This window comes from Agrobacterium sp. InxBP2 (assembly GCF_026191755.1).
Classification (GTDB): Bacteria; Pseudomonadota; Alphaproteobacteria; order Rhizobiales; family Rhizobiaceae; genus Agrobacterium; species Agrobacterium pusense.
This window is the reverse complement of sequence record NZ_JAINDY010000026.1, coordinates 61,858-83,842: the sequence shown is the minus strand read 5'-3', so window position 1 is coordinate 83,842 and position 21,985 is coordinate 61,858. Positions and strand designations below refer to the sequence as shown.

Here is a 21,985-nt window from a genome sequence, read left to right as displayed (position 1 = left end):
TTGTCCAAAGCCCCGGCAACGGAACGCAAGACGGAAACGAGCGCGCGACCAAGCGGGCTTGAATATTCCCCTTTGCCTGGCGTTGCCGACGAAATGCTCGATAACAACGGCACGGTGAGACCGGTCTGGAAGACCCTGCTCGAGGCCCTCTCGCGCATGTCTGAGCGGGAGCTGCATGAGCGTTTTGCCCGCACTGACCGCTATCTGCGCGATGCCGGCGTGTTCTACCGCGATTACGGCAAGGGCAGCAGCGAAAGAAACTGGCCGATCTCCCATATTCCGGTGCTGATCGACGACCGGGAATGGACGGTTCTTGCCGAGGGGTTGAAGCAGCGCGCCAATCTTCTGGAAGCCATGGTCGCCGATTTTTACGGCGAAAACCGACTGGTGAAGGAAGGTTATGTGCCGCCAGCGCTGATTGCCTCCAATCCCGAATATCTGCGCCCCATGGTCGGCGTAAAGCCGGCAAGCGGTCATTACCTGCATTTCTGTTCCTTCGAGATCGGGCGTGGGCCAGATGGCAACTGGTGGGTGCTGGCCGACAGGACACAGGCGCCCTCCGGTGCGGGTTTCGCGCTCGAAAACCGGGTAGCGACCACGCGTGCGCTCTCCGACATCTATGCCGAAACCCATGTTCACCGTCTGGCCTCGTTTTTTGGTGCTTTCCGCGACACGCTGCAGGCGCAAAGAAAACACCCCGACGACCGGATCGCCGTGTTAACGCCCGGCCCGGCCAACGAGACCTATTTCGAACACTCCTATATCGCCCGTTATCTTGGCTTCATGCTGCTGGAGGGCGAAGACCTGACCGTTGTCAATGGCCGCGTCATGGTCAGAACGGTTGCCGGGTTGAAGCCGATCGGCGTCCTCTGGCGGCGTCTCGACGCATCCTATTCCGATCCGCTGGAGCTCAACCAGCAATCCCATATCGGCACGCCGGGCATGGTACAGGCATTGCGCAATGAAGCGCTCACCATCGTCAACGCGCTCGGCAGCGGAATTCTGGAAACGCGGGCGCTGCTTGCCTTCATGCCGCGCATCTGCCGCCACATTCTCGGCGAAGAACTGAAATTGCCGTCCATCGCCACCTGGTGGTGCGGACAGGAGGCTGAACGCCGTCACGTCGCCGGCAATATCGAAGGCATGGTCATTGGCCCGGCCTATTCCCGGCTTCCATTCTTCGACGATAACGGCCAGTCCGTGCTCGGCTCTTCCCTGAGAGAAACTGCAAAGGAATCGATCAGCGACTGGCTTGCCTCCGATGGCCACAGGCTGGTGGGCCAGGAAGTGGTGAAGCTTTCAACCACCCCGGCCTATATCGACAACAAGCTCGTGCCGCGCCCGATGAGCCTTCGTGTATTTGCCGCCCGTACCCAGGATGGCTGGCAGATCATGCCGGGTGGCTTTGCCCGGATCGGCAGCGGTGACGACGTGTCCGCCATCGCCATGCAATCGGGCGGAAGCGCGGCTGATGTCTGGATCGTCAGCGACAGACCGGTGGAGCGCACCACGCTTCTGCCGGCGGAAGAGAGCTTCACCCGCAACATGCCGGGCAGCCTGCCAAGCCGCGCGGCCGACAATCTCTTCTGGCTGGGTCGTTACATTGAGCGCTCTGAAGGCGCCTTGCGCATCCTTCGCGCCTGGCATGGGCGTTATGCCGAATCCGCTGATCCGCGCCAGCCGCTGCTCGCGCATGTCACGCGGTATCTCGAAGCGCTTGATGTGGAGATGAACGATGCCGTGCCGGAAAGCCTGCTTACCAACATCAACAGCGCGCTTTATTCCGCCAGCAACATTCGTGACCGCTTTTCACCGGACGGATGGCTGGCGCTGAACGATCTTGCCAAGACAGCCCGCCGTTTCCACGCGAAAGTGGCTCCCGGCGACGACGCGACCCATGCCATGACGGTCCTCTTGCGCAAGCTTGCGGGCTTTGCCGGCCTGGTGCACGAAAACATGTATCGCTTTACCGGCTGGCGTTTCCTGTCGATCGGCCGTTATCTCGAACGTGGACTGCATATGACGCGTCTTCTCGGCCATATGACCGGCCCGGACGCGCCAGATGGATCCTATGACATGCTGCTTGAAATCGGCGACAGCGTCATGACCCATCGCCGGCGGTATAACGTCAATACGGCAGGTCTGACCGTGACCGATCTTCTGGCACTCGACCCGCTCAATCCCCGCTCGATCCTGTTTCAGCTGAACGAGATCCGCACCGAGGTGGAGCAGCTTCCAAACGCCTTCGTCAACGGCCAGATGTCGCCCTTCTACCGCGAGACGATGCGTCTGCATTCCGGGTTGGCGGTCATGACGCCGGAAAACATGAATGGCGCGATCTACCGCCAGCTCGAAACCGACATGGAGCATCTTTCCGATGTTCTGGCCCGGACCTATCTCGGATAATCCTATGCTCTATGATCTTTCCCTGCATATGGGTTACACCTACGACACGCCGGCACATGGCGCACGCCACATCATCCGCGTCCTGCCGCTCTCCATCCCGGGTCGACAGCGGCTCGTCGCCGGCTCCATCGACGTTTCGCCGACGCCGGAAGAACGGGCCGTCTTCGAGGATTTCTTTCATCTCTCGGCAACATCGGTGCATCTGCGCGCACCGCATGAAAAGCTCGATATTCGCATGCAGGCGCGGGTGATGGTGGAAGCCCCGGCATTGACGGCGGATTTTTCGCCCGAGCTTTCCCGCCTGCCGCAGGACCTCGCCGGTGTGTGGTCGCTCGATTTCCAGTCGCCGCACCACTTTATCGGCGCTAGTCCAAGGATCGGAATGGACACGGCGATATCCGCCTATGCCCGGGAAGTGCTGAAGCCCGGAATGACCATTCGCGAAATTGCGCTCTCTCTGTGCAAACGGATCCATAAGGACTTCACCTATGACGGCGAGGCGACGACCGTTGATACGACACCTGCGGAAGCCTTCAAACTAAAGCGCGGCGTGTGCCAGGATTTTTCGCATATCATGATCATGGCCTTGCGCAGCCTCGGCATTCCCGCCGGTTATGTCAGCGGTTTCCTGCGTACCATTCCTCCGCCCGGCAAGGAACGGCTTGAAGGCGCCGACGCAATGCACGCCTGGGTGCGCATCTGGTGCGGCGAGGCTGCCGGTTATCTGGAGCTCGATCCCACCAACGACATCGTGGCGGGGAGCGACCATATCGTCGTCGGTTATGGCAGGGATTATTCCGATGTCGCCCCCGTTATCGGGGTATTGAAGAGCTACGGCAATCAGCAGATAAAACAGGCGGTCGACGTGATCCCCGTCCAGCAATGACACAACGTGTATTATTCCAGACCTTCGCGACGACAATTCTTGAAAATACTTTGAAAGCTGCGTCAATTTGACCACTGCGTAAAATTGAACCGATCACCTTAGCGGATTTTACATCGTTTGCGGGTTTCCTGCGCTCAGTCGAATATTCTAATCGGTGAGCCCCCTATGACCGCCTCCGCACCTGACAAATTGAAGCGCCGTTTCCTGACCGATAAGAGCGGCAATTTCGGCATCATGACGGCAATCCTGCTGCCTGTCTTGCTCGGTTTTGCCGGTGCCGGCATGGAGTTGGCGAATGTGATGCAGGTGAAAGCGGACATGCAGAACACTGCGGATTCAGCCGCCCTTGCGGCGGCAACCGAGGCGCGGCTGAAAAAGGGCGATCTGACGGATGAGCAGATCAAGGAAATCGCCAAAGGCTTCATTGCGGCGCAGATGGAAAAAAGCCTGACCGAAGAAGAAAAGAAGAAACTGGAGGAGAATTCTCCAACCAGCATCACGACGACGGAAAATGCCCGCGGCAAGACCTACACGATCGAAACCACGATCAACCACAAGGTTCAGCTCAATCCGCTGCTCGGGTTCATTGGCGCAAAAACACTCGATCTTTCGGTAACCGGCACCGCAAAGAGCACCGTCAACAAGGGTGCTCCGATCTCCATGTATCTGGCGCTTGATCGTTCCGGCTCGATGTCGTTCAAGACGGATACAATCGATACCAAAAAAACGTCATGCCAGAACTACACGGCTGATAATTGGGGTAAATATCCCAATCTGGGCAAGACATCCCCCTGCTATGTCAACAAGGCCACGTCGCTCAAAACCGCGGTCGGATTTCTCGTCGCCACATTGAACAAGGCCGACCCGACTTACACTGCGAACGGCAGTTCGCAACTGGTGCGGACAGGTGCCTCGGTCTATACGCACGAGACCTATGCCGTCCAGCCCCTTAGCTGGGGCACGAGCAGTGTTGTCAGCTATGTGGACAAACAGATTCCGGAATTTCCCACCGGCGGCACGGATGCCCGCAGCAGCCTGAACGCCGCCTATAACGCACTCAAGAAAGCCAATCCCGACGAGGCGAAGGCACATAAAACGCAGGGGAACGAATCCTTCGAGCGCTATATTGTTCTGATGACCGATGGCGAAATGACGGGAAACAGCGCCTCGTGGAATTCCAGCATCGACCAGTCGGTGCGCACCACCTGCGAGACTGCCAAGAAAGATGGAATCAAGATTTTCAGCGTCGCCTTCATGGCGCCGGACAAGGGCAAGGCGCTGCTGCAATATTGCGCATCGAGCGCTGACAATTATTACGCCCCTGAAAACATGGAGCAGATCGTAACAGCCTTTGGCGAAATCGCCCGCAAGGCTGCAGGCAGCATAGCCACGCTCACCAACTGATCGGCTTCCGGCGCCGCCGTGCCGGAGCGCCTTGTCCGCTGCATGGCTGACAGAACATGTGCGGCAGGTGACAGCGGCGGCGGCCCGTGGCATAGGAGGGCCGCTCCCATTCACAGGCCCTGTCATGATCCGCATCGAAAACATCAGCAAGTCGAACAGTCACCGCATTCTCTATATCGAGGCCTCCGCCGCGCTCAATCGCGGTGAGAAGATCGGCCTTGTCGGTCCGAACGGTGCCGGCAAGACCACGCTTTTCCGGATGATCACCGGCGAGGAGCAGCCGGACGAGGGTCAGGTCGTCGTCGAGAAGGGCATGACGGTCGGCTATTTTGATCAGGATGTCGGTGAAATGTCCGGCCGCTCTGCCGTGGCCGAGGTTATGGAGGGTGCAGGCCCGGTCAGCGAGGTCGCGGCGGAGCTTCGGGAACTGGAAGCCGCCATGTCCGATCCCGACCGGATGGACGAGATGGACGCCATAATCGAACGTTACGGCGAAGTGCAGGCGCGGTACGAAGAGCTTGATGGTTACGCGCTGGAAGGCCGTGCGCGTGAGGTGCTGGACGGGTTGAGCTTCAGCCAGGAGATGATGGACGGCGATGTTTCCAAGCTTTCCGGCGGCTGGAAGATGCGCGTCGCGCTTGCCCGCATCCTTTTGATGCGGCCGGACGTGATGCTGCTCGACGAACCCTCCAACCATCTCGATCTTGAAAGCCTAATCTGGCTTGAGGATTTCCTGAAGAATTATGACGGCGCGCTGCTGATGACCTCGCACGACCGGGAATTCATGAACCGCATCGTCAACAAGATCATCGAAATCGACGGCGGCAGTCTCACCACCTATTCCGGCGACTACGGCTTTTACGAACAGCAGCGCGCGCAGAATGAAAAGCAGCAGCAGGCACAGTTTGAACGCCAGCAGGCCATGCTCGCCAAGGAAATCAAGTTCATCGAGCGTTTCAAGGCGCGCGCCTCGCATGCCGCGCAGGTGCAGAGCCGCGTGAAAAAACTCGACAAGATTGATCGCGTCGAGCCGCCACGCCGGCGCCAGACTGTTGCTTTCGAATTCGCGCCGGCGCCCCGCTCGGGTGAGGATGTCGTGGCGCTGAAGAAGGTGAACAAGGCCTATGGCAGCCGCACCATTTATGGCGATCTCGACTTCATGGTGCGGCGCAAGGAACGCTGGTGCATCATGGGCGTCAATGGTGCAGGAAAATCAACGCTGTTGAAGCTCGTGACCGGCACGGCGGAACCGGATTCGGGCAAGGTTACCCTCGGCGCCAGCGTCAAGCTCGGTTACTTCGCCCAGCACGCCATGGATGTTCTTGACGGTGACAGCACCATCCTGGAATGGCTGGAAGAGCGCTTTCCAAAGGCGGGGCAGGCGCCGTTGCGCGCCCTTGCAGGCTGTTTCGGTTTTTCCGGCGACGACGTGGAAAAACGTTGCCGCGTTCTTTCCGGCGGGGAAAAGGCCCGTCTCGTCATGGCTGCCATGCTGTTCGATCCGCCGAATTTCCTCGTGCTGGACGAGCCGACCAACCATCTCGATCTCGACACCAAGGAAATGCTGATCAAGGCGCTCTCGGACTATGAAGGCACGATGCTGTTCGTCTCGCATGACCGTCATTTCCTGGCCGCCCTTTCGAACCGGGTTCTGGAACTGACGCCCGATGGTATCCATCAATATGGTGGCGGGTACACCGAATATGTCGAAAGCACCGGACAGGAAGCCCCGGGCCTTCACAGCTGAGCCATCTGCCGAACGCACCGCCCCGTGACGGCAGCTTTCTTTTGGAGACTGGAGAAGCAGATGCGGATCGTGGTTTACAGCGCCAAGCCCTACGACCGGCAGTTCCTTGACGCTGCCGCCCACCCTGGCATGAAGATGCAATATTGCGAAGCGCGCCTGTCTGCCGAAACGGTGGCGTTGGCGGAGGGAGCGATGGCGATCTGTGCCTTCGTCAATGACGACCTGTCCGGACCGGTGCTCGAGAAACTTGCGGCAATGGGTGTGCGACTTGTCGCCCTGCGATGCGCCGGGTTCAATCAGGTGGACCTTCAGGCCGCCGAAAAGCTCGGCCTCACCATTGCGCGGGTGCCGGCCTATTCGCCTTATGCGGTGGCGGAACACACCATGGCGCTCATCCTGTCGCTCAACCGCAAGATTCACCGCGCCTATAATCGCGTTCGCGAGGGAAATTTCGCACTTGACGGGCTGCTTGGCTTCGATCTTCACGGGAAGACGGTTGGTGTTGTGGGGACGGGAAAGATCGGAGCGATCTTCACGCGTATCGCGGCCGGCTTCGGCTGCCGTCTGCTCGGCCACGATATCCGCCAGAATCCGGATTGCGTGGCGCTGGGCATGACCTATGTCACGCGAGAGGAGCTGTTCCGCGCGTCGGACGTACTCACACTGATGTGCCCGCTGACACCGGAGACCCGCCATCTCATTCGTAGCGAAACGCTGCCGCTGCTGAAAAAGGGCGTAATGCTCATCAATACCAGCCGCGGCGCCATCATCGACACGCAGGCCGCGATTGCCGGATTGAAAGACGGCACAATCGGTTCCCTCGGCATTGACGTCTACGAGGAGGAAGCCGATCTCTTTTTCGAGGATCTGTCCAATGACGTGTTGCGCGATGACGTTTTCGCGCGGTTGTTGACCTTTCCCAATGTTCTGGTAACCGGTCATCAGGGTTTCTTCACACAGGAAGCACTCACAAACATTGCGGTCACGACAATCGCCAACATTGCGAGCTTTCTTGATACCGGCAAGGCGCTGCATGCCGTCTCGAGGACCTAGGTCGCCGGGATCGCTAACCGCCTGAGAACTGCAAAATTCGCCCCGGACGCAATTGCCCGCCCCTGAGACCCGGTATAGGTTCACTCGATCTTTTTCGAGCTTTCAAAGCTGACCGGTCGGGCAACAGATGCAACTCAAAGACTGCTATAATTTCCACGATTTTCGCCGCATGGCCAAACAGCGTCTTCCCGGACCGATCTTCAACTACATCGACGGCGCAGCCGATGACGAGGTGACGTATCGACGAAACACGGCCGCCTTCGAAAAATGCGATCTGGTTCCGGACGTGCTGCGCGGCGTTGCCGATGTGGATATGTCGGTCACCGTCATGGGGCAGAAGCTGTCAATGCCGGTCTATTGTTCCCCGACGGCACTTCAGCGCCTCTTTCACCATCAGGGAGAACGGGCGGTTGCTGCGGCGGCCGGCAAATTCGGCACGATGTTCGGCGTGTCCTCTCTCGGCACCACAAGTCTGGAGGAAGCGCGCCGCATCAGCGGCGGGCCGCAGGTCTATCAGTTTTATTTCCACAAGGACCGTGGCCTCAACCGCGATATGATGGCGCGCGCAAAAAGCGCCGGTGTGGAAACCATGATGCTGACGGTGGACAGCATCACCGGCGGAAACCGCGAGCGCGACAAGCGCACCGGCTTTGCCATTCCCTTCAAGCTCAATCTTTCCGGCATTGCGCAATTTGCCATGAAGCCGGCATGGGGCATCAATTATCTGACCCATGAGCGCTTCAGCCTGCCGCAACTCGACGATCACATCAAGATGGACGGTGGAGCGCTATCCATCAGCCGCTATTTCACCGAAATGCTCGATCCTTCAATGAATTGGGAGGACGTGGAGCAGATGGTGCGCGAATGGGGCGGACCTTTTTGTCTGAAAGGCATCATGTCGGTGGACGACGCCCGGCGCGCCGTCGAGATCGGCTGCAGCGGCATCGTGCTCTCCAATCATGGTGGCCGCCAGCTTGATGGTTCCCGCAGCGCTTTCGACCAGCTGGCCGAGATCGTCGATGCGGTCGGTGACCGGATTGACGTGATGATGGATGGCGGCATTCAGCGTGGCACCCATGTACTAAAAGCCCTGTCTCTGGGGGCAAAAGCCGTGGGGCTTGGCCGCTATTATCTTTTCCCGCTTGCCGCTGCAGGCCAGGCGGGGGTCGAGAGGGCCTTGGAAACAATGCGTATCGAAATCGAGCGCGGCATGAAGCTGATGGGCTGCACAACTGTCGAGCAGTTGACCCGCCGCAACCTCCGGTTCCGGGACTAGGGAAGCGTTCCACGATCTCAGGGCAGGTCAAAGCCTGCCACTGCCACCGCAGACCATTTCAGCCGCGTTTCGTTGATGTTCCTGAAGCGCCAGACCGATGTTCCAAGTGAGCGCCAGGGATACCAGCACGCAAATGCCACCGGAAATCAGCGAACGATGGCGCCTGGCGCCAGACAAAAACAACCAGCCGATGACGGCATAGGCCAAAAACGCCGGCACGGCAGCGACAAGAACCGATAGGGGGCCGTCGCAATCGATAGCCTCGATACCGACGGCGCGATATTCATTTGGCGTTCCCACAAGCCCGAGGGCGGCGACGGGGAACATCGCAACCAAAACGGCATAACGGAAAAAGCGGGGCGTATCGGGCATATCTGCTCCCTGACCGGATTATTGACCTCCCTGGTGCGGCAGAGAGGCGCTTTATCGGTGCATGGAAGGAGGATCGCCAATATTTGCCAAGAAAGCCAGTCCTTATGCCGAGATGGCCTTGGCAGACCGTTCCGCATGTGTATATGGTTGCATTATGCAACCATATTGGATTAACCATGCCTGAACAGCCCCTTCCCATACACGATATCCGCTCCATCTCGCGGCGGCTTGTTCGCGAACTCGGCTTTATGGGAGGAGATTTTGCCGGCACTGATCTGCCGCCCTCCGCCGTGCACGCGCTGATCGAGATCGAGGCGTGCCCCGGCATCACAGCTCGGGATCTGGCGAAGTTGCTCAGGCTGGAGAAATCGAGCGTCAGCCGAATGCTTCGCAAACTCGTCCTTTCAGGAGACCTCCTGGAGGAGACGGATATCGACGATAGCCGAATCAAACGGCTCCGCCTGACTAAACCCGGCCAGAAGAGGGTGGGAACCATTCACGCCTTCGCAAATCGGCAGGTATCGAGCGCCTTAACACGGATCGGCCCGGCGCAAGCTCTCACGGTTCTGGAAGGGCTACGCCTTTATGCCGATGCGCTGGGAGACAGGGGCGATGTCACGGCTCCCGCCGTCGAGGTCATCGAAGGCTACAGGCCAGGGCTCATCGCTCGCATCACGCAGATGCATGCGCTTTATTACGCCCAGACATCCGGCTTCGGCCAGCGTTTCGAATCCGTTGTAGCAGAGGGCCTCGCGGCTTTTTGCAACCGGCTGGACAGCCCGAAGAACGCGATCTGGGTTGCAATGCGCAGCCAGCAAATCATCGGCTCCGTCGCGATCGACGGTGAAGATCTCGGAGCGAATATTGCGCATCTGCGCTGGTTTATTGTCGACGACGGTGTGCGCGGCAGCGGTGTCGGACGGAGACTGCTCGAAACAGCACTGGCCTTTGTCGACAAAAATGGCTTCGCCGCAACCCATCTCTGGACATTCAACGGTCTCTCGACCGCACGCCACCTTTACGAAACCCATGGTTTTACATGCGTCGAGGAATATCCGGGCAGCCAATGGGGAAGCGAGGTCTTGGAGCAACGCTTTGTCCGGCGGCGGCCCGGTTGATCGTCTGCACGTGGTGCACTTTCAGGTTCGCGCCAGCCGCAAGGCGCTCCAGAAGCCACGCAACTGCGCGGTCAACTCCGCATAAAGACCATAACGCCGCGCATAATGCGAGACTTGCGCAGCGTCCGGCTGGTAGGCATTCGCAACCCGTGTCATCGCCGAAACCGCCTCCTCATAATCGGGATAAAGTCCAATCGCCACGGCCGCACCAATGGCAGCACCGAGCGCACCTGTCTCGCGGGCCTCCGCGACACGCAGCGGAATTTCCAGGACATCAGCCATGATCTGTGGCCAATGCTGGCTGCGGGAACCGCCGCCGGACATCACGGCGCTTTCCACCGGCAAGCCCGCTTCGCGCAAGACGCCGATGTGGCGGCGATGCTCAAAACACACACCCTCGAACAGGGCGCGCAACATGTGGCCTTCACCATGCCATCCCGCGAGGCCGTAAAAGCCGCCGCGAAATTCCGCACCCAGCCGCGAGCCGAAAATGAACGGATGGAAGAACGGATCGTCGGCGCGCGGGGTAACGGAGCCGACCAATTCGTTGCAGCGCTCGAAGGCGTGGTCGCCGTGGTCACCGCGAACACGATGCACGTACCATTCGAGATTGGCGGCGGAGGTGGCGCTGGATTCGATATTGACATAGCGGTTGCGGCCAAAGGTCGTAACCATGAAGACATCGGGACTGATGACCGGCCTGTCTGCGAAAACCTGGTTGATGCTCCAGGTGCCGGCGATGATCGAAGCTTCCCCGGCATTGATGACGCCCGACCCCATGGCGCTGGAGACCACATCGAAGAAACCGCCGATCACGGGTGTGCCTTCGGACAGCCCCGCGATGGCCGCAGCCTCGCCCGTCACCCGGCCTACGATGTCGGCCGATTCCACGCGATGGGGGAAAAACGCGAACGCGTCCTCGATATCGTAAAGAGACAGAAGCTCGCGGTCGAGCCGCGCTTCCGGCAAAGCCAAAAGTCCCGCGCCGCTGAGATCGGAAATATCATTGGCAAGGCATCCCGTCAGCCGAAAATTGACGAAATCCTTGCAAAACAACACCGTGCCGGTCCGGGCGTAAAGATCGGGTGCATGTCGCTTCACCCAAGCCAAAAGGCTCGGGGTTTGCGCAGGCCATGGCCGCTGCAGGCAGCGGGCCTGCAATTGCGCTCCGCTTTTCCCGTCAAGCTCGGCCGCCACATCGGCGGCGCGGCTGTCGAGCGACTGGATGCCGATCAGGGGCTGTTGTTTCTTGTCTAGAAGATAAAGACCATTGCCATGGCCGGCGCAGCCTACCGCGAGGATGCTGCGAGGATCGACAGCCGCTTTTACCAGAAGCTGCCGGATCGCCTCGCAACCGTTGCGCCACAATTCCTCGAGATCGCGCTCGACATAGCCGGGCTGCGGGAATGTCGACTGTCCGTCGATCGCGTGTTGCGCAACCTGTCGGCCCGCCGTGTCGAACAGCACGGCCTTGATGACCGTGTTGCCGACATCCAGACCCAATATGTGATTTTTGTCAGCCACGATTATAGATATCCCATGCTTCCTCACCACCCGCACCCTGATGGATGATGGCCATCAACGCCGCAACAACGGCCTTGGGATTGTCGTGCTGGTAAATATTGCGCCCGTAAACCATGCCGTTTGCACCTTCGGCCACCAGAGCCGCCGATTTCGCCAATACATTGCGCAAGTCCTCACGCCCCCCGCCCCGCACCAGCACGGGGCACCGCGCCGCCTCGATCACCCTGTGAAAGTCCTGCGGGTTACTGGTCGGATCGGCCTTGATGATATCGGCTCCCATTTCCGAGGCAAGACGAACCAGCGTAACGATCTTTTCGGCATCGCCATCCACCTGATAACCGCCGCGCACATCATTCGGCAGCATGACCAAAGGTTCGATCATCAGCGGCATGCCGAAACGATGGCAATCGGCACGCACGCGGCTGATGTTTTCAACACATTGACGAAAGAGCTCAGGTTCGTCCGGCAGCATGAACAGGTTCACGACGACGCAGGCGGCATCCATTTCCAGCGCGCCGATGATCGGGTCATGATAATTCTGAAGCTGCGACCACATGGTCCTGTGGCGTGTTGAGTTATAGGGGTTGCCCATGTCGATGCGCATGACAAGCGCCGGCTTGTCGCGCTCCCGCCGCTGCTGCAGCAGGTCTGCCTGGCCGTAGGCCATCTGGATGGCGTCGGGGCGAGCCTCTACCAGCCTTTCCACGGTCTGCGACATATCCTCCAGCCCGACGAGGAAGCTCGGCTCGTTACAAACCCCGTGATCGATGGCCACATCCAGACAGCCGCCATTGCGGAACAGCCTGTTCATGCGCGCCTTCTTCGAAATCCGCATCATCATGCATTCTCCTTGCATCTGTGTTGAAGCATTGCCGGCGTGACCCCGTAAAAGGTCTCCAACTCGTGAATGAGCCGCTGACGTTCCGCTGACGCCTGATTTGGCAGCCAACCCAACTCGCGCGCTGCGACGGCGAGCATCGCGTCGATCAGATCGGCATCGATGACGCCGGTGATGGCGAGCGTCGTGCGACGCAGGACGAGATCGGTCAGGTGCCGCACCTGTTCGCAACGGATGAGCCAGACCACTTCCGCTGCCGTGATCGGCGATTTTTCTGAAAGCCACACGTCATCCGAACGATCCCGGCAAAAACCCATCAGCTCAAACGCGCGGGAGCCGTAAGCCAGGGCCAGATGCTCCGCCCGGTCTTCGGCAATCGAAAACTCCTCCGACAACAAGGCAGGCAGGCCGCCTGCACCGGCCGGAAAATTCCTGCCGCCGCCGATTGCGCGGTCCATGGTGCCGGTCAGTCGCTTTCGTCCAAGAAAGGCCAGAACCTCGTCGGTCACCTGTTCGCCAAAAGCTCTGAAAGTGGTCCACTTGCCGCCGATCATGCAGAGCTGCGGCGGATCACTCGCAACGCGGTGGATGAAATGGCTGCGGGATATTTTCCCGGTGAAGGCGGCATCGCTTCGCGGCAGCGGGCGTATACCGCTGAAACTGAAGACGATGTCGGAGCGATCGACGGCAATCTGCGGAAAGACCTGCCGGATCGCGTCCAGAATGTAGTCCCGTTCCTCGGGCTCGCAGCGCACCCGCTCGGGCCGATCCACCTTGATATCGGTCGATCCCGCAAGAACCCGGTCGAGATAAGGGAAGAGGATGCAGACCCGGTTGTCCGTGTTTTCAAAGAAAATCATGTGGCCGTTCAGCGCCTTGAGAAGTTCCTCATTGGCAAGGATCAGATGCGATCCCTTGGTGCCTGAAACGGTGGGTTTTGCCCTGTCCGACGCCGGGCCATCGGCCAATACACCGATCGTCTCGTCGATCCAGGCTCCAGTTGCATTGATGATGATCCGGGGCCGTATCGGCAGGATTTCGTCCGCTTCCTCCGTCCGCAGACCATATTCATCACCCGCACGGACGAGTTCGGCATAGTTCAGTGCAACGCTTTGCGGCGCATCCGACTGGCTGTCGATCAGAAGCTCCAGAGCAAGCCGTTCGGGCTGGCTTATCCAAGCATCGTAATAGGTGGCGGAATATCTGATCTCCAGTGTCAGATCCGGCCAATGCTGCAAAGTATCGGCCGCGCCGCGAAAGACGTGACGGGGCAGCATGCGGTTTTTGCGGGTGACGAAATCATAGAGCATCAGACCCGCCTTGATGGCGAGCGCGCCCCGGCTTGCGGGTTTCCCACCGGAGCCGGCAAAGGTTGCTGCCGCATTGAACAGGCCGCTGAAAGTCGAAAAAATCGGGATCGTGGTCGGCAGCGGCCGAACCATATGCGGTGCGAGCCTCAGAAGTGCATCGCGCTCCCGCAGGGATTCCGCCACCAGGCCGAATTCGCCGTTTTCCAGATAACGCAGGCCGCCATGGATCATCCGCGAGGGAGCAGCGCTGCAGCCCGAGGAGAAATCGCTGCGCTCGACCAGAAGAACTCTCAGCCCCTGCAGGGCAAGATCACGATAGGCGGCGATGCCATTGATACCGCCGCCGATGACCACAGCGTCGAAATCACCGTCTTGCCGGATGCGATGGAGAGCGTCCTCGCGAAAACTGGGCATAGGAATACCGTTCGCTGGCTGATGACCAGCGTCCCAATGTTGTTGACCGTTAAGCGACATGAGAAAGGGAACGAAATTATGCGATGTGCGCCTGAAACCCCGTTCCAGCTACATAATCAGGTATCGAGACCCACGAGATGCTCCGCGATACCAGTGCTGATGAGCGCCAACTCACTCTCTGTGAGGCGAAGACGCGCCGCGGCGGCGTTTTCAACCGCCTGAGCCGGATCGCGTGCGCCACACAGCGAGAATGTTATACCCGGCTGGGCAATCGTCCAGGCAATCACCACCTGTGCCACTGAGGCGCAATGGGCGGCCGCCACCGGTTTCAGCACGCCGATCAAACGCGCGATCTTTTCACGGTTGGCCTGGCTGAAGCGCGGATTGCCATGGCGCTGGTCATCTTCCGCAAAAACCCGCTCCGGCCCGACCTTGCCCGAGAGGAGACCGAGCGCCAGGGACGAATAGCTGAGAACCGAGACGGCATTCTCCCGGCAAACGGGCAGGAGCGTCGTCTCGATATCGCGCTTTACCATGGAATATTCTTCCTGAATGGCATCCAGTGCCCCGGTGGCGATATAGGCTTCCAGATCGGCCTGCGAGACGTTGCTTGCCCCGATGGAACGGATCTTCCCCTCTTCCTTCAGCCGCACCAAAGCCCCGACTGTCTCGGCAATCGGCGTCGTCGCATCCTGCCAATGGGTGACGTAGTGGTCGATATAATCTGTCCCAAGCCGTTTCAGGCTCTCTTCGATCTCGTACCGGATGGATACGGCGCCGAGATAACGGTGAACCGGCTTGCCATCCTGATGGAAGAAATAAGCGCCCTCATTCACATGCCACACAAGCCCGCATTTGCTGACCAGCACCACCTTGTCGCGTCTGCCGGCAATTGCCTTGCCAACGATGGTTTCGGCAAGCCCCATGCCATAGGCTGGCGCAGTATCGATGAGGGAAATCCCCGCATCGATGGAGGCCTGGATGGCTGCTATGGACTGCCGCTCCTCGGTGCCGCCCCACATCCAGCCACCGATGGCCCAGGTTCCAAGCCCCACGGCAGATGCGTTGATACCGCTTTTGCCTATCGTCCGGGTCAATATTGCGTTGTCCGTCACGAGGTCTCCCCTCCTTCATGATCCAATAAGTAGCCGGCTATCGCTTCATCCACGACCAGCGAGGTCAGATAGTGGCCGGCAAGCGTGGCCGCCACCGGGCCGGCCTTGATGGCGCCTGCTGCGACACCGATGATGTTTGGGCACCGGGCAAGCTGCCCGGGGTCCAGCGCCACGACGCGCGAGTTGAGATCGATCCGGGCAAGCTGCCCGTCCGCCATGGTGAGGTGGGCGAGAAACTCGCCGGCAATGCCGGCATCCACCAGCGCCTGTCCGCCACGGGCGGCATCCGGCAGAAGATCGTAATAGCCAGAGCCTGGCGCCTCCACCGAACCAATGCCGACCAGCGCCACCTGCGCCTGACGCGCAAGATCGAAAACCTCACGGATCGACGCAACATTCATGAGGAGATCGCGCTGTTCCTCGTCTTCGGCGAATAACGGTGCGTGCAGCAGCGAGGCGCTGCCGCCAAGTTTTTCCGCCAGTTGCGTGGCGAGATGATTGACATCGGTGTAATGCTTGCCCTGCACCCCGCCGGTGAGCGGCACTACCCGCACATCGAAACGGCGCTCCGCCTGCAGATTGTCGACAACCGCACTCACCGCCTTGCCGCCCGTAATCGCGATCACATCGCCGTCGCGGATCGTTTCCAGCAAATGGTTTGCGGCCACCCGCCCGACCATTTGCAAGGCTGTTTCCGGATTGTCCGATACCGTTGGCGTAACGACGGATTGTCTAAGGCCAAACCGGCGGGTGATCTCGTTTTCAAGGTCCACAAGCCGCTGATAAGGACTGGAGATGCTGATCTTCACCATGCCCGCCTTGCGGCCGGCCGCAATCATGCGGTTCACCTTGGTGTGGGAAAGGTTGAGCCGCTCGGCGATTTCGGACTGTTTCACCCCTTCGATGAAATGCAGCACCAGGACGGAATACATCTGCCTCTGTTGATCGAAATCGTCCTTGATATCCAGCATGATCGTCTTTCTCCAGTTACCTTCGGGCGAGCGAACGGCGCTCAACGGCGGCGCCTGACCAGATAGTGGTCGAACAGTACCGCAGCCAGCAAGATGCTGCCCCTGATGATGTCCTGCCAGTAGACAGACACATTGAGCAAGGCAAGCGAACTGGAAACCACCGAGAGAAGGATGGCTCCCAGGATCGCGCCAAGAATCGTACCCGAACCGCCCGAAAGGCTGGCGCCGCCGATGACCGCGGCCGCAATGACGTTGAGTTCCATGCCGATGCCGAAGCTTGGCTGGGCAGAACCGAAGCGCGCCATGTAGATAACACCTGCAACACCGCAAAGCATCGAACAAAGCGTTGTGGTGGTGAAGACCACGCGGCCGACACGGATGCCGGAATAGGCCGCGGCCTTGGGATTACTGCCGGTGTAGAAAACCTTGCGGAAAGCAGTCGCGCGCCGCAGCAGCAGATCGAAAGAAACGACCACCACCATAAATATGATCAGCACCAGCGGTATGCCGCCAATCACACCCTGACCGATGAACTTGAATTCCGGCGGCAGGGAGTAGAGCCCGAGCGGCCGCCCGCCGGTCGCCAGCAGGCAAACACCGCGCGCAATGACCATGACGCCCAGCGACACGATGAAATGATGCAGACCGATGACCGTGGTCAGAAATCCCATGACCATGCCGACCAATGTCGTCAGGCAGATTGCCAACCCCGCCGCCACCCAGGGGTCGACGCCGTTGAGGAAAAGCCAGCCGGCTGCCACCATCGCAAGCGCCGTAACGGATCCCACCGAAAGATCGATGCCACCAGAGATCAGCAGGATCGTCATGCCCACCACGACGATGCTTTCGATGGCGAAGACCATGGCCATGGCCCGCAGATTATCCACGGTCAGGAAGTACGGCGAGATGAAGGACATCACGGCAAAAAGCGCGAGAATGATTACGACCAGCCCGGTTTCCCGCGCCTTGAGCGCCGGCTCCCACCACGCTGTGCGGCGAACCGCCGTCCCGGCAAGGCTTGAAGGTGTTTCCGATGTTGCCATTTTCCCGCTCCCTCAGGCTTCCGCCGCATTTTGCATAATAGTGATCGACGCGAGCTGCATGATCTTCTCCTCCGTCATGTCGTCCCCCTCGACCTGGCCGGTGATGCGCCCCTCGCGCACGACAAGCACACGATCGCTGACGCCGATGAGTTCCGGCAGTTCGGAAGAGATGACGACCACGCCAACCCCCTCACGCGCCAGTTCCCGGATCTGGCGGTGGATTTCCGCCTTGGCACCCACATCCACCCCCCGTGTCGGCTCATCCAGAAAGATGACCTTCGGTTCCACCGACAGCATCTTCGCCAGCGCCACCTTCTGCTGGTTGCCGCCGCTCAGGGTCGAGACGGAATCGCCGACGCTGTTCGCCCGCAGTTTCAGCCGGCGCCCCAGCTCATCTGCGCGCTTCATCTCTTTGCGCCGTTCGATGAAACCCATGCCATTCGATATCCTGCCAATGTCGAGCGCGGAGACATTGGCGGCGATGGACATGTTCAGGAACAGCCCATCCCCCTTGCGGTCCTCGGAAAGATAAACGATCCCTTCCCGGATGCTGTCACGATAGTCTTTCAGGCCAAGCCGCCGGCCACGTAACATAACCTCGCCTGTCGGCTTGCCCTCCAGCCGGCAGACCGCCCGCGCGATCTCGCTTCTTCCCGCACCGATCAGTCCAGCCAACCCCAGGATTTCACCCCGACGCAGATCGAAACCGACGTCGAAAACGCGCTTTCCTTCATTCAGACCCCGAACAGAGAGAATGACGTCGTCAGATTTCTCATCATCCGAGAGCTTCGGCGGGTAGAGCTTGTCGAGTACCCGTCCCACCATGCTGTTAACGACTTCCTCAGGGGAAATATCAGCAATATTCTCCGTCCTGATATGGCAACCGTCGCGCATGACGGTGATGCGGTCGCAATGTTCGAAAATCTCTGCCATGCGATGCGAAATATAGATGATGGCAATGCCGCGCTCGGCCAGCCGGTGCATGATCCGGAAAAGTGTCTGGGCTTCGGTCTCTGTCAGCGCTGCCGTTGGCTCATCGAGGATCAGGATGCGGCAATCCAGCGTCAACGCCTTGGCAATCTCAACGATCTGCTGCTGCGAAATCGAAAGGCCGCCCGCGCGGCTGGCGGGATCGATGTCGCCGATCTCCCGCAGCACCGCTGCCGCCCGCTTTTCCAGGTCGCGGTAATTCATGAACCAGGAACGGCTTCGACCGGTCTCTGACATAAACATGTTTTCGGCAACCGAAATATCAGGGCAAAGAGCGATCTCCTGATGCACGAAACCGATGCCGAGCCGGTTCGCCACATTAGGCGAGGATATCTTGACCGGCTTGCCATCCAGCAGGATCTCCCCTCCATCGGGCTGCAGAATGCCGTCAATGATATGCATCAGCGTCGACTTTCCGGCACCGTTTTCCCCGGCCAGCGCGTGGATTTCGCCGCGCCGCAGGTCAAGTGCAGCACTCCGCAGCGCCTTCACGGGCCCGAATGCCTTATGAATATTCGTCATGCTGAGGATGACCTCACCCATAACGCCCTCCCGAACCGGCTTTCCCACATGGCCGGCGAGGCGTAAACCTCGCCGGGTCCAGATCGACGCCTCAGCGCCCCTTCATATATTCGTTGAGATCGAAGGAGGCGGCATTGGCCTTGGTGATGACTGCAAAACCATTGTCCATCGAAGGCACCTGCATCGGGTTGAAGCCGGAGACCTTGTAGTCGTTGAACGGGTCGATCAGGTCCGAATGAGCACCGAGAAACGTGTTCATGAAACCCATGAAGCCCTGAACCCCCTGATTGGGATTGATGGCCATATAGATATTACCCTGCTTGATGTGTTCCAGCGTTGCCGGCGTGATATCCGCATGCAGGATCAGGACCTTCTTTTTTGCCTCGAGAACGGCGGTCGTCGCACCTTCAGCCGAACCGGCCTCAGGGATCCACAATGCACCGAGATTGGGATTGGCCTGCAGTAGTGCGGCGGTTGCCTGATAAGCGACGTTTGCATCCTGGTTGGTCGCTTGCCGGCCAACGAGCTTCATCTGCGGATAAGTCCGCCCCATATAGTCTATGAGGGCGGTAACGCGCAGATCATGGTTGCTTTGGCCCGGATTTTCCAGAACGGCATATTCGCCTTTTTCGCCGAGCTTCTTGACGATTTCGTCAGCCGCAAACTTCGCCTCTGCGACATTGTCCGAGGTAATATAGGCGGTGCGCTTCGACTTCGGAGAATCGGCGGCAAAAGTGGTGACGGATACACCTGAGGCGATCGCCTTGTTGATCGGCTCGATGAAAGGATCGGCCTGCATCGGGTGCAGGAGAACGCCTTTCGGCTTCTTCACCAGCTCCTGCTCGAAGGACGCGATCTGCTTTGTGATGTCATATTCCGGCGTGCCGGTGAAAACAGCTTCGCAGCCGAGCGCCTTGGCGGCCTGCTTGAACCCTTCAAATACCGGCACCCAATAGGGATGGCTGGAAACCATGACATTCATCACATAGGTTTCGCCGGGTTCACAGGCAAACTTGCCTGCGGCGGCGGCCGGCGAACCGGGGCCAGCAGCAAGCGCCACGGCCAATACACCCGCAGCGACGGTCGATTTCAGAAAAGCCAACATATTCCCCTCCCAAGGATAATGACTTGTCGCGCAATAAATTTTAGTCTCTGTAATTTATTGCATGCTGATGGGATAGCTGGAAAAACTGGAGACGTCAACGGCACTGAATTTTATTTTTCAATGCGAAATTTATTGCAAACATACCCCGCCATCGCAGTGACTTGAAGCTCGTGCGCAGGCGAAAGCCAGCAGCGACAGAAATCGCTTCCGAGGAAAAAGGGCTGGGCTGAAGGAGAAACGAAAAAAGGGTTTCCGACTGCTCAGAAACCCCTTTATGAATTCGGATGGTGGGCGTGACAGGGATTGAACCTGTGACCCCTACGATGTCAACGTAGTGCTCTCCCGCTGAGCTACACGCCCTCCGTGGCGGCGGATAGACCACAAAACCGGTTCATGCGTCAACTGCTTTTTTTCGGTTTTGTGAAGGTTTTTTGAGAGGCCTTACGCCACAAGGAGTTTGTTGACCTCATCCACCAGATCGCGCAGATGGAACGGCTTGGAAAGCACCTTGGCGTCCTTCGGAGCCTTCGAATCGGCATTCAGCGCAACCGCTGCAAAGCCGGTGATGAACATGACTTTCAGGTCCGGGTCGAGTTCGGTCGCGCGTCGTGCAAGCTCGATACCGTCCATTTCGGGCATGACGATATCGGTGAGCAGAAGGGAAAAGGGCTCCTCGCGCAGCCGGTCGTAAGCGCTTGCGCCATTGTCGAAGGAAGAAACCTTGTAACCGGCTTTTTCCAGCGCCTTGACGAGGAAGCGGCGCATATCGTTATCGTCTTCAGCGAGAAGAATTTTCTGATTCATGGTTAAGTGACCGTAACTGCTCAATGTTTGGAATACCCTAGCCCGATTATAGGATTTTCACGGTAAATATCCTGTGAACACGTGAATCGGTATAGCGCTACTTGGGCGACAGTATGGACTTGCCGCACCGTAACTGGCAACATGAACCTCCTGATAGTTTGCGACATGGTAAATGGCCTGAATGGACTGGGTAACAGGTGAATATGAGCTGTTCGAAGTAACGGAACCTGCCGTTCAAACCCTGCCATTCGTCTATAATTCCCCCCATAGCGGCCGCTGCTATCCCATCTCCTTCCTAGAGTCGGCGCGGCTCGATTCGCATGACATCCGTCGTTCCGAGGACCACTTCGTCGACGAGCTTTTCGGCGCCGCCCCAGAGATTGGCGCGCCGCTGTTGAAAGCGAATTTTCCGCGCGCCTATCTCGACGTCAATCGAGAGCCCTACGAGCTCGATCCCCGCATGTTCGAGGGCACCTTGCCGCCCTACGCCAATATCGGCTCCATGCGGGTTGCAGGCGGCCTTGGCACCGTGCCGCGTATCGTTGCGGAAAACATGGATATTTATGCCCATCGCCTGCCGGTGGATGAAGCCCTCTCCCGTATCGAGACCATATACAAACCCTACCACGCCTGTCTGCGCCGCCTGCTGTCCCGCACGCACGCACATTTTGGCATGGCGGTCCTGATTGATTGCCATTCGATGCCCGGCAACATCCGGGTCACCGGGTCAAACCTCAGACCTGATGTTATTATCGGCGACCGCTACGGCACCAGCGCCTCCCAGGAAGTCTCGCGTGCGGCCCTGCATTTCCTCGAAGAACTTGGCTTCGTCGCCGTCTGCAACAAGCCCTATGCCGGCGGCTTCATTACCGAACATTACGGCCGTCCCATACGCTCGCTTCACGCGCTGCAGATAGAGGTCAACCGGTCGCTTTATGTCGATGAAAAAACGCTTTTGAAGAAAGGCGATTTCCCCGCCATTCAGGCTTCGCTGGAAATATTCATGCGCCAGCTCGGGGCTTTCGTGTCGGAATATGCGATCGAAACTTCGCTCGCCGCCGAATAGCACAGCCAAGCTTCTCAATTA

18 protein-coding genes and 1 tRNA gene are annotated in these 21,985 nt (G+C 59.0%); 8 read left to right on the top strand and 11 right to left on the bottom strand.

The features are described from left to right. The 6 genes from K7A42_RS08420 (at nucleotide 1) to K7A42_RS08395 (ending at nucleotide 8,772) form a co-directional block, all read left to right on the top strand. Entirely contained in the window at nucleotides 1–2,406 is a 2,406-nt protein-coding gene (locus tag K7A42_RS08420) for a circularly permuted type 2 ATP-grasp protein (protein ID WP_282455070.1), read from the top strand. 4 nt (nucleotides 2,407–2,410) lie between these two features. Next, nucleotides 2,411–3,292: a transglutaminase family protein gene (locus K7A42_RS08415; protein ID WP_045534650.1), complete on the top strand. Its 882-nt coding sequence runs from the start codon at nucleotides 2,411–2,413 to the stop codon at nucleotides 3,290–3,292. A gap of 165 nt (nucleotides 3,293–3,457) precedes the next feature. Beyond that, on the top strand, nucleotides 3,458–4,696 hold the full coding sequence (locus K7A42_RS08410) for a vWA domain-containing protein (protein ID WP_037090436.1): 1,239 nt from the start codon (nucleotides 3,458–3,460) through the stop codon (nucleotides 4,694–4,696). 124 nt (nucleotides 4,697–4,820) lie between these two features. Continuing rightward, the gene (locus tag K7A42_RS08405) at nucleotides 4,821–6,443 is read left to right on the top strand and encodes an ABC-F family ATP-binding cassette domain-containing protein (protein WP_112555208.1); all 1,623 of its coding nucleotides are present in this window, start codon (nucleotides 4,821–4,823) and stop codon (nucleotides 6,441–6,443) included. Between the two features lie 60 nt (nucleotides 6,444–6,503). After that, entirely contained in the window at nucleotides 6,504–7,496 is a 993-nt protein-coding gene (locus K7A42_RS08400; RefSeq protein ID WP_022563315.1) for a 2-hydroxyacid dehydrogenase, read from the top strand. Between the two features lie 127 nt (nucleotides 7,497–7,623). Then, entirely contained in the window at nucleotides 7,624–8,772 is a 1,149-nt protein-coding gene (locus K7A42_RS08395; protein ID WP_022563314.1) for an alpha-hydroxy acid oxidase, read from the top strand. Nucleotides 8,773–8,799: 27 nt separating this feature from the next. Here the strand turns inward: K7A42_RS08395 and K7A42_RS08390 are convergent, their stop codons facing one another. After that, nucleotides 8,800–9,144 (bottom strand): hypothetical protein, encoded by a 345-nt coding sequence (locus K7A42_RS08390; protein ID WP_006699943.1) that lies wholly within the window; start codon nucleotides 9,142–9,144, stop codon nucleotides 8,800–8,802. 176 nt (nucleotides 9,145–9,320) lie between these two features. Here K7A42_RS08390 and K7A42_RS08385 point away from each other — a divergent pair, with 176 nt between their 5' ends. Next, nucleotides 9,321–10,262 (top strand): bifunctional helix-turn-helix transcriptional regulator/GNAT family N-acetyltransferase, encoded by a 942-nt coding sequence (locus K7A42_RS08385; RefSeq protein ID WP_162719218.1) that lies wholly within the window; start codon nucleotides 9,321–9,323, stop codon nucleotides 10,260–10,262. A gap of 21 nt (nucleotides 10,263–10,283) precedes the next feature. On the opposite strand, the gene K7A42_RS08380 is transcribed toward K7A42_RS08385, so the two are convergent. The 10 genes from K7A42_RS08380 to cpdR all read right to left on the bottom strand — a co-directional run bounded on the left by K7A42_RS08380 (nucleotide 10,284) and on the right by cpdR (nucleotide 20,898). Continuing rightward, nucleotides 10,284–11,786, bottom strand: a complete 1,503-nt coding sequence (locus K7A42_RS08380; protein WP_162719217.1) for an FGGY-family carbohydrate kinase — start codon at nucleotides 11,784–11,786, stop codon at nucleotides 10,284–10,286. Further along, a complete protein-coding gene (locus K7A42_RS08375; RefSeq protein ID WP_174150542.1) occupies nucleotides 11,779–12,621 on the bottom strand; it encodes a class I fructose-bisphosphate aldolase in 843 nt (280 codons plus the stop codon). Before K7A42_RS08375 ends, K7A42_RS08380 begins: the two co-directional genes overlap by 8 nt. Before the next feature lie 2 nt (nucleotides 12,622–12,623). Next, on the bottom strand, nucleotides 12,624–14,348 hold the full coding sequence (locus K7A42_RS08370) for a glycerol-3-phosphate dehydrogenase/oxidase (protein WP_112555206.1): 1,725 nt from the start codon (nucleotides 14,346–14,348) through the stop codon (nucleotides 12,624–12,626). 116 nt (nucleotides 14,349–14,464) lie between these two features. Continuing rightward, nucleotides 14,465–15,463 carry an aldo/keto reductase gene (locus K7A42_RS08365; protein ID WP_112555204.1) on the bottom strand — a complete coding sequence of 333 codons (999 nt, stop codon included), beginning with the start codon at nucleotides 15,461–15,463 and terminating at the stop codon, nucleotides 14,465–14,467. Continuing rightward, complete coding sequence (locus tag K7A42_RS08360) at nucleotides 15,460–16,434, bottom strand: sugar-binding transcriptional regulator (protein WP_004437314.1); 975 nt, start codon at nucleotides 16,432–16,434, stop codon at nucleotides 15,460–15,462. The genes K7A42_RS08365 and K7A42_RS08360 overlap by 4 nt, the downstream gene beginning before the upstream one ends. 41 nt (nucleotides 16,435–16,475) lie before the next feature. Next, a complete protein-coding gene (locus tag K7A42_RS08355) occupies nucleotides 16,476–17,477 on the bottom strand; it encodes an ABC transporter permease (RefSeq protein WP_112555202.1) in 1,002 nt (333 codons plus the stop codon). A 12-nt stretch (nucleotides 17,478–17,489) separates the two neighbouring features. Then, nucleotides 17,490–19,010: a sugar ABC transporter ATP-binding protein gene (locus K7A42_RS08350; RefSeq protein ID WP_282455069.1), complete on the bottom strand. Its 1,521-nt coding sequence runs from the start codon at nucleotides 19,008–19,010 to the stop codon at nucleotides 17,490–17,492. A gap of 70 nt (nucleotides 19,011–19,080) precedes the next feature. Next, a complete protein-coding gene (locus K7A42_RS08345; RefSeq protein WP_112555200.1) occupies nucleotides 19,081–20,094 on the bottom strand; it encodes a substrate-binding domain-containing protein in 1,014 nt (337 codons plus the stop codon). A gap of 285 nt (nucleotides 20,095–20,379) precedes the next feature. Then, nucleotides 20,380–20,454, bottom strand: a tRNA-Val gene (locus K7A42_RS08340). An 81-nt stretch (nucleotides 20,455–20,535) separates the two neighbouring features. After that, a complete protein-coding gene (gene cpdR / locus K7A42_RS08335; RefSeq protein ID WP_003497910.1) occupies nucleotides 20,536–20,898 on the bottom strand; it encodes a cell cycle two-component system response regulator CpdR in 363 nt (120 codons plus the stop codon). Between the two features lie 181 nt (nucleotides 20,899–21,079). Between cpdR and K7A42_RS08330 the strand changes: the two genes are divergently transcribed. Continuing rightward, on the top strand, nucleotides 21,080–21,964 hold the full coding sequence (locus K7A42_RS08330; RefSeq protein WP_037090410.1) for an N-formylglutamate amidohydrolase: 885 nt from the start codon (nucleotides 21,080–21,082) through the stop codon (nucleotides 21,962–21,964). The last annotated feature ends 21 nt before the right edge of the window (nucleotides 21,965–21,985 follow it).